At 70.5% G+C, this 12713-nt stretch carries 12 protein-coding genes; 7 read left to right on the forward strand and 5 right to left on the reverse strand.

Annotated elements, in window-relative coordinates:
- Window positions 1–1145, reverse strand: a 1145-nt coding sequence (locus VGD93_RS00005) for a tetratricopeptide repeat protein (RefSeq protein WP_395007932.1), incomplete at its 3' end; no start/stop codon positions are given.
- 42 nt (window positions 1146–1187) lie between these two features.
- Here VGD93_RS00005 and VGD93_RS00010 point away from each other — a divergent pair.
- The gene (locus VGD93_RS00010) at window positions 1188–3515 is read left to right on the forward strand and encodes a tetratricopeptide repeat protein (RefSeq protein ID WP_395007934.1); all 2328 of its coding nucleotides are present in this window, start codon (window positions 1188–1190) and stop codon (window positions 3513–3515) included.
- Window positions 3516–3598: 83 nt separating this feature from the next.
- Complete coding sequence (locus VGD93_RS00015) at window positions 3599–4342, forward strand: SDR family oxidoreductase (RefSeq protein ID WP_395007936.1); 744 nt, start codon at window positions 3599–3601, stop codon at window positions 4340–4342.
- A gap of 4 nt (window positions 4343–4346) precedes the next feature.
- On the opposite strand, the gene VGD93_RS00020 is transcribed toward VGD93_RS00015, so the two are convergent.
- Genes VGD93_RS00020 through VGD93_RS00035 form a run of 4 tightly spaced genes read right to left on the reverse strand, consistent with a single transcriptional unit; the run spans window position 4347 to window position 8013 of the window.
- Window positions 4347–4994, reverse strand: a complete 648-nt coding sequence (locus tag VGD93_RS00020) for an NADPH-dependent F420 reductase (RefSeq protein WP_395007938.1) — start codon at window positions 4992–4994, stop codon at window positions 4347–4349.
- Between the two features lie 57 nt (window positions 4995–5051).
- Entirely contained in the window at window positions 5052–6212 is a 1161-nt protein-coding gene (gene nagA, locus VGD93_RS00025; protein WP_395007940.1) for an N-acetylglucosamine-6-phosphate deacetylase, read from the reverse strand.
- Window positions 6209–7231, reverse strand: coding sequence for an SIS domain-containing protein (locus VGD93_RS00030; protein WP_395007942.1), 1023 nt, complete (start codon window positions 7229–7231; stop codon window positions 6209–6211). The genes nagA and VGD93_RS00030 overlap by 4 nt, the downstream gene beginning before the upstream one ends.
- Window positions 7228–8013 (reverse strand): GntR family transcriptional regulator, encoded by a 786-nt coding sequence (locus tag VGD93_RS00035; RefSeq protein WP_395007944.1) that lies wholly within the window; start codon window positions 8011–8013, stop codon window positions 7228–7230. The genes VGD93_RS00030 and VGD93_RS00035 overlap by 4 nt, the downstream gene beginning before the upstream one ends.
- Before the next feature lie 263 nt (window positions 8014–8276).
- Between VGD93_RS00035 and VGD93_RS00040 the strand changes: the two genes are divergently transcribed.
- From VGD93_RS00040 to VGD93_RS00060, 5 genes are all read left to right on the forward strand, one after another.
- Window positions 8277–9194 carry an N-acetylmuramic acid 6-phosphate etherase gene (locus tag VGD93_RS00040; protein ID WP_395007946.1) on the forward strand — a complete coding sequence of 306 codons (918 nt, stop codon included), beginning with the start codon at window positions 8277–8279 and terminating at the stop codon, window positions 9192–9194.
- A 65-nt stretch (window positions 9195–9259) separates the two neighbouring features.
- Window positions 9260–10504, forward strand: coding sequence for an ABC transporter substrate-binding protein (locus VGD93_RS00045; RefSeq protein WP_395007954.1), 1245 nt, complete (start codon window positions 9260–9262; stop codon window positions 10502–10504).
- A 67-nt stretch (window positions 10505–10571) separates the two neighbouring features.
- Window positions 10572–11492, forward strand: coding sequence for a carbohydrate ABC transporter permease (locus VGD93_RS00050; RefSeq protein WP_395007948.1), 921 nt, complete (start codon window positions 10572–10574; stop codon window positions 11490–11492).
- Entirely contained in the window at window positions 11492–12331 is an 840-nt protein-coding gene (locus VGD93_RS00055) for a carbohydrate ABC transporter permease (RefSeq protein WP_395007950.1), read from the forward strand. The genes VGD93_RS00050 and VGD93_RS00055 overlap by 1 nt, the downstream gene beginning before the upstream one ends.
- On the forward strand, window positions 12328–12713 hold a 386-nt coding region (locus VGD93_RS00060; RefSeq protein WP_422653327.1), incomplete at its 3' end, for a Gfo/Idh/MocA family protein. The genes VGD93_RS00055 and VGD93_RS00060, both read left to right, overlap by 4 nt.

Here is a 12713-nt window from a genome sequence, read left to right on the forward strand (position 1 = left end):
AGCTCGCCGCCGCGGCGCAGCCCCGGGTGGCGGGCCAGCATGCCTTCGAGCGAGGACTTGCCGGCGCGCGGCAGGCCGACGATGAAGACCGGCGGCGCCTCGACCGGGTCGGCGTGCGGCAGGGCGGCAGGAGCGGCGAACAGCGCCAGCAGGGACTCGATTTCGGCTTCGGCGGCCGCGAGCGGGAACGGCGCCGCGCGGTGCAGCAGGGCGTTGCCGCGCCGGTAGTGGTCGAAGGAGGCGGCGACGTCGCCGAGTTCGTCAAAGCCCTTGCCGAGGGCGAAATGCAGATGGGCGCGCTGCGCATCGGGCAGATCCGGGCGGGCGAGCAGGCGCTCCATCGCCTCCATGTCCGCGTCGCGGGTCGCGCGGCGCTGGATCAGGGACAGGAGGCGCCAGGCTTCGGCGTCGGTGGCGTCGAGCCCGAGGGCGCGCCGGTAGCTGGCCACGGCCTCGGCGGGGCGCCCGGCGGCAAGCAGGGCCCGGCCGAGGGCACGGTGGTGCTCGGGCTCGCGCGGGTCGCGCGCCGCCGCCTGCTCGCCGATTGCCACGGCCTCGCCGGCGCGATCCTGCGCTTCGAGCATGCGGCACAGGCCCGAGAGCGCGGCGGGATAGGTGGGGCGCAGCGCCAGCGCCTGGCGATAGGCGGCTTCGGCGGCGGCCAGATCGCCCAGATCGGCCAGCGCATTGGCAAGGTTGAGATGGAAGCCGGCCTCGCCGGGCTTGCGGGCCAGCGCTTCGCGGTAGCTGTCGACGGCCTCCGCCAGCCGGCCGAGCTGCTTCAGGGCCTTGCCGCGGTTGCTCCAGGCCTCGGCGAAGGCGGGGGACAGCGCGATGGCGCGATCGAAACTGGCGACAGCCTCGGCGGGGCGGCCGGCGGCATCGAGCGCGACGCCGAGATTGCCGTGGTACTGGGCCTCGTCGCCGCGCGCCGCGACCGCGCGCGCAATGCTGCGCACGGCGGCCTCGGCATCGCCGCGCTGCAGCAGGGCCAGCCCGAGCAGATGGTTGGCGGCGGCGTGGCGCGGCTGCCGCTTCAGCACGTCGCGATAGATCGCCTCGGCCTCGGCGCGGCGGCCCGACTGGTGCAGAGCCAGCCCGCGGCGCATCGATTCGTCGAGCCTGCTTGACTTGAATTGCGCCACGACGCTACCGCATCCTCGAGCATCCGGAAGGACGACAAGCCTATGACCGATGTGGCCGCCCTCGTGCAAGAGGGGCTCGAGCATCACCAGGACGGGCGGCTGCAGCGCGCCGCGGCGCTCTACCGCGAAGCGCTGGCGCACGAGCCCGCCCATGCCGAGGCCAACCATCTGCTCGGCCTGCTGCAGCACCAGACGGGACGGCGCGAGGAAGCGGTCGAACGGCTGCAACGGGCGGCGGCGGCGGCGCCGGACAATGCCAGCTACCACAGCAATCTTGGGGTCGTGCTGCAGGCGCTGGGCCGGCTGGAGGAGGCCGACTCGTGCTACGCGCGGGCGCTGGCGCTCGACCCGGGGATCGCCGCCGTGCACAGCAACCGCGGCGTCGTGCTACACGGGCTGGGCCGGCTCGGCGAGGCCGAAGCGGCCTATCGCAGCGCGCTCGCGCTCGATCCGCGGCATGCCGAGGCGCACGCCAATCTGGGGCTGACGCTGCAGGCCCTGGGCCGGCGCGAGGAAGCGGCGGCGGCCTACCGGCAGGCGCTGGCGCTGCGGCCGCGTTACGCCAAGGCGTTGGGCAACCTGGGCAATGTGCTGCGCGAGATGGGCGAGACGGAGCGCGCCATCGCCACGCTCAAGGCGGCGCTGGCCATCCAGCCGCTGGATGCGGGACTGCACAACAATCTGGGGATCGCGCTCAAGGACGCGAAGCGCTTCGAGGAGGCGGTCGGGAGCTTCCAGCAGGCGATCGCCCAGAAGCCCGACTTCGCCGAGGCCTACGGCAACCTGGGACGGCTGCTGAAGGACATGTGGCAGTACGAGGCCGCGGTCGAATGCCATACGCGCGAACTGGAACTGCGGCCGGGCAACGCCCACGCACTGCTCGGCCTCGCCCTGGCGCTGCAGGCGGCCGAGCGCATCGAAGAGGCATTCGACGCCTTCCGGCGGGCGGCGCAGGCCGATCCCGGCTCCGGCTGGGCGCGCGCCGGCTACTGGATCACGGCGGGCGCCGGCTGCGAATGGGGCGACCGCGCAGCGCTGCTGCGCGACATGCGGGCGGACGTCGAGGACTACGATCCGGCCAGCGGGCAGCGGCCGATTTCGCCGTTCCTCATTCCCGGCGTCCTCGACGACCCGGCGCTGCAGGCCCGGGCCGCCCGCAACCGCGCCGAATCGCTCCTCCGGGAATGTGCGGAGCAGGCGCCGCCGGTGCGCTCGCCCGCCGCGCCACGGCCGATGCCGGAGCGTATCCGCCTCGGCTATCTGTCGGCCGACTACCACGACCATGCCACCGCCTACCTGATCGCGGAGCTGTTCGAGCGGCACGACCGGGGCCGCTTCGAGGTGCACGCCCTGTCGTTCGGCCCGCCCTCGGACGGGTCGGCGATGCGGGCGCGGCTGCGCCGCGGCGTCGACGCCTTCCACGAGCTGCACGGGGCCACGGCGCGCGAGGTGGCGCAGAAGGTGGCCGATCTCGGCATCGACATCGCCGTCGACCTCAAGGGTTATACGAAGGGCGCCAGGACCGCGGCTTTCGCCTGGCGCCCGGCGCCGGTGCAGGTGCAGTACCTGGGCTTTCCCGGCACCATGGGGGCCGACTTCATCGACTATGTCGTGGCCGACCACACGGTCATCCCGGAGGCGGAACAGGCGCACTACGCCGAGCGCATCGCCTATCTGCCGCACTCCTACCAGGTCAACGACCGGCAGCGCCCCCTGCCAGCGGCACGGCTGGCCCGGGGCGAGTGCGGCCTGCCCGAGCAGGGCTTCGTGTTCGCCTGCTTCAACGCCAACTACAAGATCACGCCGGAGATGTTCTCGATCTGGATGCGGCTGCTGCACGCGGTCGAGGGAAGCGTGTTGTGGCTGTTCGAGGGCAATGCATGGGCGGCCCGCAACCTGCGGGCGGAGGCGGCGGCGCGCGGGGTGGCGCCGGAGCGACTGGTCTTCGCGCCGCGGCTGCCGCTGGCCGAGCACCTGGCGCGCATCGGCACGGCCGACCTGTTCCTCGATACCCTGCCCTACAACGCCCATACTACCGCGAGCGACGCGCTGTGGGCCGGGCTGCCGGTGCTGACGACGCCGGGACGCAGCTTTGCGTCGCGCGTGGGCGCGAGCCTGCTGCGGGCGGTGGGTATGGAGGAGCTGATCGCCGCCTCGCCGGCCGAGTACGAGGCGCTGGCGCTGGAGCTGGCGCGCGACCCGGCGCGGCTCGCCGCGCTGCGGCAGCGGCTGGTGGCGGCGCGGCCGACGGCGCCGCTGTTCGACACGCCCGCCTTCACCCGCCACCTCGAGGCGGCCTATACGAGGATGTGGCAGCTGCACCAGGCGGGCAAGCCGCCCGAAACCTTCACGGTTCCGGCGGAGGCCTGAGCGGCGGGCGCAAGCCTGCCGCGATCTCAACGCAATTGCGATATCCAGTCGCGGCTCCGTGAAGCAGTGCAGCGAGGGCAGGAATGAGCGAGGGCAGAGTTGCGGTGATCACCGGTGCGGGTTCGGGCATCGGCCGCGCCGCCGCCATCGGCATGGGCAAGGCGGGCTACCGCGTCGCCATACTGGGGCGCCGCGAGGCCGAGCTCGAGGAGACGGCGAAGCTGGCCGGCGCCGCCTATGCGGCGAGCTGCGACGTCACCGACCCGGCGGCGGTGCACCGCTATTTCGCCGACCTCACCGGGCGGCTGGGGCGGGTCGACGTGGTGTTCAACAATGCCGGGCGCTTCGCCCCGGCGGTGTCGTTCGGCGATCTCGACGTCGCCACCTGGCAGGACATGATCAACGTCAACCTCAACGGCGCCTTCTACGTGGCGCGCGAGGCGTTCCGGCGCATGCGCGACCAGAACCCGCAGGGTGGGCGAATCATCAACAACGGCTCGATCTCGGCGCATGTGCCGCGCCCCGGGGCGGCCGCCTATACCGCCTCCAAGCACGCCATCACCGGGCTGACCAAGGCGATCTCGCTCGACGGGCGGGCCTTCAACATCGCCTGCGGCCAGATCGACATCGGCAATACGGCCACGGCGATGACGGCGAACATGTCGACGGGGACGCTGCAGGCCAACGGCACCATGCTGGCGGAGCCCACCTTCGACGTGCGGCACGTGGTCGACGGGCTGCTGTACATGGCCGGGCTGCCGCTCGAGGCCAACGTGCAGTTCATGACCGTGGTGGCGACGACCATGCCCTATCTCGGGCGCGGCTGAGGGCTCAGGGGCGCCGCATCACGGCGATGTTGAACTCGCCGGTGCCGAGCGCCCCCCACAGGCGCAGCCACAGCGGCAGGAACTGCTCGGGGCCGCGGGCCGAGGCGATGTCGCCGAGGTCGAGGATCTGGTTGTCGCGCCAGCCGAAGCTGCGCAGGAGGTCCATGACCTTGCCCTTGGCCCGCCGGTCGTTGCCCGAGACGAACACGGAATGCGGCCCGGGGATGCGCGCCGGGTCGACCATGATCGCCGCGTTCATGGTGTTGAGGGTCTTGACCACGCTGGTCTCGGGCAGGCCGCGCTGGATCATCTCGGCGAGCGAATCGGTGTTGGAGACGGTCAGCGACGGCGGCACGCCGCGCGAGAAATCGAGCGGGTTGGAGACGTCGACGAGGATCTTGCCGACGAGTTCGCCGCTGGCAGCGGTGAGCACGTCGAGGGCGGCATCGCCGCGCAGGCAGTTGAAGACGATGTCGCCGTGGCGCGCCGCTTCGCGGAAGGTGCCGGCCTGACCGCCGGTGCGCGAGGCGAAGCCCAATACCTTCTCGTTGTCGGCGGCGCGGGCCCCCATCATCACGTCGTGCTCGAGCCCGACCAGCCGCGCGCCGATGGTCTGGCCGACCACTCCGGTTCCCAATACGCCGATGCGCATGCCCGCCTCCCTTGTCAGTGCACGGGCCCGCCCTATGGCGCGCCCGCGAAGAACTCGTCAAGCGGCGCGATAGACCTCGCGGCCGGCCACCCAGGTGGCGCGCACCCTGAGGTCGTCGCCCAGATGCACCATGCTGGCCACCGCGCCGCGCCTGAGGTGGCCGTGGCGCGCCGCCAGCCCCAGCGCCTGGGCGGGATAGAGCGCGGCCATGCGCAGCGCCTCCTCGAGCGGCAGGCCGATGGCGCGGCGCATGCGCGCGACGGCGTCGATCATGGTCAGGTCGGCGCCGGCCAGGGTGCCGTCGGCGAGGCGCAGGGCGCCGCCGGCGCGGCGGATCTCGCGGCCGTTGAGGGTGAAGCTCTGCGCCTCCGAGCCGGTCAGCGCCATGGCGTCGGTGACGAGGAAGATGCGGCCCGGGCCGCGCTTCGCGCGCAGCGCGACGCCGATGGCGGCGTCGTGCACGTGGATGCCGTCGGCGATGAGCCCGGCCCACAGCATGCCGGAATCGAGCGCGGCGCCGACCACGCCGGGCTCGCGGCTGCCGAGCTGGCTCTGGGCGTTGAACAGGTGCGTCACCATGCTGGCGCCGGCAGCCGCCGCGGCGGTCACCTGCGCGTAGCTCGCCTCGGAATGGCCGATGCTGACGACGACTTGGGCTTTGGCCAGGGCGGCGATGCGCTCGGGCGGCACGGTTTCGGGGGCGACGGTCACCACCAGGTTGGGCAGCACGGCGCGCGCCGCAACGAGGCGGGCGAGGTCGGCATCCTGCATGGGCCGGATCAGGGCGGGATCATGCGCGCCCTTGCGCGCGAGCGACAGATGCGGGCCCTCGAGGTGCAGGCCGAGGAAGCCGGGCACCCCAGCGCGGGCGGCCTCGGCGCCGGCCTCGATGGCGCGGGCCGTGACCTCCGGGGTGTCGGTGATGAGGGTGGGCAGGAGCGCGGTGGTGCCGAAGCGGTGGCCGGTGGCGCAGATGGTGCGAATGGCATCGAGCGTCGGCGCGTCGTTGAAGAGCACGCCGCCGCCGCCATTGACCTGCAGGTCGATGAAGCCGGGCACCAGCATGCCGCCGCCGAGCGGCACGCGGACGGCATCGGAGGGGGAGTCGGCGGCCATGGTGCCCTCGACGACGCCGTCGCCGACGACGAGCGCGGCGCGCTCGAGCCATTCCTCGCCGGTGAAGATGCGAGCGCCGGTGAAGGCGAAGCGTTCGGTCATAGCGTCTCCGTCACCTTTCTGAGATGGGGCGGCACATCGGGATCATAGCCGCGCCGGCGCGACAGCGCTTCGACAAATGCGTAGAACGTCGCGATCAGCGCCAGCGCGTCAGTCAGCGGGTGCCGCGCCGGGACGAAGGGCAGCGGCGCCGCGGCGGCCGCGCGATCCGAGGTGATGTAGGCGCGGGCGCCCTGCCCCGCCAGCCGGTCGGTGATTTCGGCGACGGACGCTTCGGCCGCGTCGCGCGCGGCCAGGGCGAGCACGGGGAAGCCCTGCTCGACGATGCGCGCCGGCCCGTGCAGCACCTCGGCGGCGCTGTAGGCCTCGGCATGGAGGGCGCAGGTTTCCTTGAACTTGAGCGCCGCCTCCGAGGCGATGGCGAGCGCCGGGCCGCGGCCGAGGACGTAGAGCGAGCGGCGGCCGGCAAGGCCGTCGGCCAGTACCGACCAGTCGCAGCCTATGGCCCGTTCGAGATCGTCGGGCAACGCGGCCAGCGCCGCCAGCAGTGCCGCGTCGCGCCGCCAGTGCCCGAGCAGCGCCAGCCCGGCCACGACCGAAGCGACGAAGCTCTTCGTGGCGGCGACGCTGCGCTCGGGGCCGGCACGCAGGTCGACGGTGTGGTCGCAGGCCTGCGCCAGCGGCGAGTCGGCGGTGTTGGTGAGGGCGAAGCAGAGGGCGCCGCCGCGGCGGGCCGAACGGGCGAGGGCGACGATGTCCGGGCTGCGGCCGGACTGTGACACTGCAAGCGCCGCGCACCCCTCGAGCCGGAGGTCGCGGCGATAGATGGAGACGATCGAAGGGCCGACCGAGACGACGGGCACCCCGGCGGTCAGCTCGATGGCATATTTGAGAAAGGCGGCGGCGTGGTCGGAGGAGCCGCGCGCGACGGTGACGACCGTCCGGGGATCGGCGGCGCGCAAGGCCTCGCCGCCGGAGGCGAGTTCGGCACCGGACCCCTCGAGCAGCCGGGATACCGCCTCGGGGATTTCCTCGATCTCGCGCCGCATATGGGTGGTCATGTGCGCCCTCCGGGACCGGCCGCATCACCGATCCGCAACTCGGCCACGAAGTCGTAGGTATCGCCGCGATAGATGGAACGCGTGAACTCGACGACCTTTCCCGTGCCGAGGTAAGAAATGCGCTCGATGCTGAGGCCGGCGGCGCCGACCGGCACCTCGAGCAACCCTGCGTCCGCCTCGCCCAGGTTCGCGGCGCGAATGCGCTGGATGGCGCGCACCGGGCGGTTGCCCGAGCGGCCGAGATGGGCATAGAGCGAGGTGCCAATGGCATCCGGATCGGGCAGCACCACGGCCGAAAGCGCGGCGCGCTCGATGGCCAGCGGCGTGTCCCCGGAAATGCGCAGGCGCGCCACGCGCGCCACCCGCTCGCCCGACGACAGCCCGAGGATGACGGTCTCTTCCGGCGACGGGTCGTAGACGGCCCGGTCGAGCCAGACCGAACGCACGTCCATGCCGCGCCGCGCCATGTCCTCGGCGAAGGAGGTGAGTTGCGACAGCGACTGCTCGACCCGTTGCGCCTGCGGGGCGACGAAAGTGCCCGAGCCGTGCCGCTGCACGAGCACGCCCTCACGCACCAGTTGCTGCACGGCCTTGCGCACGGTGACGCGCGACACCGCGACCTTGAGGGCCAGGTCGCGCTCGGACGGGAGGGCATCGCCCGACTTGAGGACGCCCCGCGCCACGGCCTGCTCGATCAGGCGCTTGAGCTGCAGATAGAGGGGCCCGCCGGGCGGCAGCGCCACCGCGCCTTCGCCGAACAGGACATGCTGCGCTTCGGACATGTTCAACCCCGACGTCGCCACACGGAGGCGCAAGGCCGGCGCGGGGCCGGCCGCACACCCCTGCCCCGGCATAATACCAATAAAAGACCTTTTACCAAGCACAAACTGCCGGCGCGCGCCATGCGGCGGGATCGACAAGGCCATACCTCTTAGGCCAGGAGCGCCGCCGTGCGACGAAATTCCGTCGAATTGGCGCGACGCCGCTGGACAAGTGGTATGTTTTTGGCATTATGACGACGACTGGTCATGCAGGGTTGACCGCCATGGATTCGACGACCCCCGCCACCGAGCTTGCCGAGGCCCGCTACGCCGGTCTCGATACCTGGCCGGACGAGACCATCCTCGCCGCGCTGCTGGATGGCCAGAAACGCGCGCTGGGCAGCGTCGGGGCTGCCATTCCAGCGCTGGCCGCGGCGGCCCGGCTGGCAGCGGAGAAGCTGGCGGCGGGCGGCCGCCTCGCCTATCTCGGAGCCGGCAGCCCGGCCTTGATCGCCCTCGGCGACGCCCTCGAAATCCCCCAGACCTACGGCGTGCCGCGCGATCGCATCGTGCTGATCCTGGCGGGCGGCGAGGCGATCACGCGCAATCTCACCGGGACCGACGAAGACGACGCCGGGCTGGCGGAGCACGATGTCGTCGCCGCCGCCATCGGGCCGGCCGACTGCCTCGTCGCCGTCTCCGCCAGCGGCTCGACGCCCTATACCGTGGCCGGGCTCACTGCCGCCCGGGCCGCCGGAGCGGCGACCGTCGGCATCGCCGGCAACAGCGGGGCGCCGCTGCTCGCGGCCGCCGAAGTCGCCGTGCTGCTCGACGCCGGCCCCGAAGTCATTTCAGGCTCGACCCGCATGGGCGCCGGCACCGCGCAGAAGGTGGCGCTGAACATGCTGTCCACGCTGGTCGGGGTGCGGCTGGGCCACGTCCATGACGGGCTGATGGTGAACGTCAACGCCGACAACGCGAAGTTGCGCGGACGCGCGACCAGAATTGTGATGAGAATAGCGGGCGTGGAGCAATCTCGGGCCCACGCCGCGCTGAGCCTGTCGGACGGCGCGGTCAAGCCCGCCGTCCTGATTGCGGCCGGGGCTACGCCGGCCGAGGCCGGGACGCTTCTCGGCCGGACCAAGGGGAACCTGCGTGCGGCGCTCGCCTTGCTGGGCACCGCAACGCCGGCGGTAGGATGACACCGGGCCCTGGGGCCGCGGTGAACAGGAGAGAGGATCACATCATGACTCTGCATAATCGACTGATGCTAGCCACCGCCCTTGCCACGCTGGCGCTGGGCGCGGCCTCCGCCTTCGCCCAGGACGTCACTCTGACCATCGAGAGCTGGCGCAACGACGACCTGGCGGTCTGGCAAGACACGCTGATCCCGGCCTTCGAAGCGAAGAACCCGGGGATCAAGGTGGTGTTCTCGCCGACCGCCCCCACCGAGTACAACGCGGCGCTCAACTCCAAGCTCGAGGGCGGCACCGCCGGCGACCTCATCACCTGCCGGCCGTTCGACGCCTCGCTCGACCTGTTCAAGGCCGGGCACCTGGCGCCGCTCAACGACCTGCCGGGCATGGCCAATTTCTCGGCCGTCGCCAAATCCGCGTGGACGACCGACGACGGCGCCACCACGTTCTGCGTACCGATGGCGGCGGTGATCCACGGCTTCATCTACAACAAGGACGCCTTCGCCCAGCTCGGGCTCGAGGAGCCCAAGACCGTGGCTCAGTTCTTCGAGGTGCTCGACAAGATCAAGGCCGACGGCACCTACATCCCGCTGGCGATGGGCACCAACGACCAGTGGGAAGCCGCCACCATGGGCTACCAGAACATCGGCCCGAACTACTGGAAGGGCGAGGAAGGCCGCCTGGCCCTGATCGCCGGCAAGCAGAAGCTCACCGACGAGGGCTGGGTTGCCCCCTATCGCCAGCTCGCCAAGTGGAAGGACTATCTCGGCGACGGCTTCGAAGCCCAGACCTACCCCGACAGCCAGAACCTGTTCACGCTCGGCCGCGCCGCCATCTACCCGGCCGGCTCGTGGGAAATCTCGCTGTTCAACCAGCAGGCCGAGTTCGAGATGGGTGCGTTCCCGCCGCCGGTCCCGAATGAGGGCGACACCTGCTACATCTCCGACCACACCGATATCGGCATCGGCATGAATGCCAAGACGGCGCATCCGGAAGAGACGAAGAAGTTCCTCGACTGGGTCGCCTCGGCCGAGTTCGCGCAGCTCTTCGCCAACGCCCTGCCCGGCTTCTTCGCGCTCTCCAACGAGGCGGTGACGCTGGAGGATCCGTTGGCGCAGGAGTTCCTGTCCTGGCGCTCGGAATGCCAGTCGACGATCCGCTCGACCTACGCCATCCTCAGCCGCGGCACGCCCAACCTCGAGAACGAGACGTGGAACGCCTCGGCGCAGGTGATCAAGGGCACCGAGACCCCGGAAGAGGCGGGCGCGCGCCTGCAGGCCGGGCTCGACAGCTGGTACAAGCCGGCCGGCAACTGAGGCCGCGGCAAGCGAAACCGGGCCGCCCGCGGGCGGCCCGGACCGACGGAGCGGGGGGATTCGAGCGATGCGGGCCGCAGGCCGAGACGGCAAACCCATCCGCTGGCACATCGCGGTGTTTCTCGCGCCCGCCGTGCTGGTCTACTCGGCCGTCATGATCATCCCGCTAGTCTCGACGCTGTACCAGGCGTTCTTCTCGAAGGCCTGGGAGTTCGTCGGCCTCGCCAATTTCGAGACGCTGTTCACCGACAGCCGCTACGCCGACAGCTTCTGGAACGCGCTCAGGAACAACACCTGGTTCTTTGTCATCCACATGCTCGTGCAGAACCCGATCGGCATCCTGCTCGCGGCCCTGTTGTCCAATCCGCGGCTCAGGCTGCGCGGCTTCTACCGCACGGTGTTCTTCATCCCCGCCATCCTGAGCTTCGTCATCGTCGGCTTCGCCTGGAAGCTCATCCTGTCGCCGACCTGGGGCGTGGCCTCGGGCATGCTCAAGGCGATCGGCCTGCAGGGGCTGTTCCAGCCGTTTCTGGGCAAGGAGGAATATGCCCTCACCACGCTCAGCCTGATCTCGGTCTGGCAGTTCGTCGGCATCCCGATGATGCTGATCTACGCCGCGCTACTATCCATACCCGACGAGGTGATCGAGGCCGCCGAGTGCGACGGCATCACCGGCTGGAAGCAATTCTTCAAGATCCAGCTGCCGCTGGTGCTGCCTGCCATCGGCATCGTCTCGATCCTGACCTTCGTCGGCAATTTCAACGCCTTCGACCTCGTCTACGTGACCCAGGGGGCGGTGGCGGGCCCCAATTTCTCGACCGACCTGCTGGGGACGCTGCTGTACCGCACCTTCTTCGGCTTTCAGCTGCAACTGGGCGACCGGGCCATGGGTTCGACGGTGGCCGCGGTGATGTTCCTCATCATTCTCACCGGCGTCTGCATCTATCTGTTCGCGGTGCAGAACCGGCTCACCCGGTACCAGTTCTGATGAGCGTCGCGCGCCAATCCCCGCTGCGTTCGGTCGCCGCCCACGCCGTCCTGCTGGCGTGGACGCTGGTGGCGCTGTTCCCGGTGTTCGTCATCGTCATCAACTCGTTCAAGAGCCGGCGCGGCATCTTCGGCGACCCCCTGGCGCTGCCCATCGGCGACGCCTGGCAGCCCGACGGTTACGCCAAGGTATGGCTGCGCGGCGATTTCCCGCTCTACTTCCAGAACAGCCTGATCGTGACCCTCGTGTCGCTGGCCTGCGTCCTGCTGTTCGGCGCGATGGCGGCCTTCGCGCTGGCCGAGTACCGCTTCAAGGGCAACACGCTGATGGGCCTGTACCTGGCCATCGGCATCATGATCCCGATCCGGCTCGGCACCGTCGCCATCCTGCAGCTGATGGTGGCGAGCGGACTGGTCAACACGCTCACCGCGCTGATCCTGGTCTACACCGCCCAGGGGCTGCCGCTCTCGATCTTCATTCTCTCCGAGTTCATGCGCAACGTCTCGGACGACCTCAAGAATGCCGGGCGCATAGACGGGCTGTCGGAGTACAAGATCTTCTTCACCCTGGTGCTGCCGCTGGTCCGGCCGGCGATGGCGACGGTCGCGGTATTCACCATGATCCCGATCTGGAACGATCTGTGGTTCCCGCTGATCATCGCGCCGTCGGAAGCGACGAAGACGGTGACGCTGGGGGCGCAGATGTTCCTCGGCCAGTTCATCAGCGAGTGGGACGCGGTGCTGGCGGCGCTGGCGCTGGCCATACTGCCGGTGCTGATCCTGTACCTGATCTTCTCGCGGCAGTTGATCCGCGGCATTACCTCGGGAGCGGTCAAATGAGCATCCGCGTATTGGTCGCCGGGCTCGGCAACATGGGGCGCAGCCACGCGCTCGCCTATCATAACCATCCCGGCTTCGAGATCGTGGGGCTGGTCAACCGCTCGCGGCCGACGCTCGATCCGTCACTTTCCGGTTACGCGATCCAGCCCGATTTCGAGGCCGCGCTGCGCGAGCTGAAGCCGGACCTGGTCTCGATCAACACCTATTCGGACAGCCATGCCGACTACGCGGTCGCGGCGCTCGAACAGGGGGCGCACGTCTTCGTCGAAAAGCCGCTGGCGACGACGGTCGCCGACGCCGAGCGCGTAGTGGCGGCCGCCCGGGCCAACAACCGCAAGCTGGTGGTCGGCTACATCCTGCGCCACCATCCGTCCTGGGTGCG

Source organism: Devosia sp. (genome assembly GCF_036406155.1).
In the GTDB taxonomy this organism is placed as follows: domain Bacteria; phylum Pseudomonadota; class Alphaproteobacteria; order Rhizobiales; family Devosiaceae; genus Devosia_A.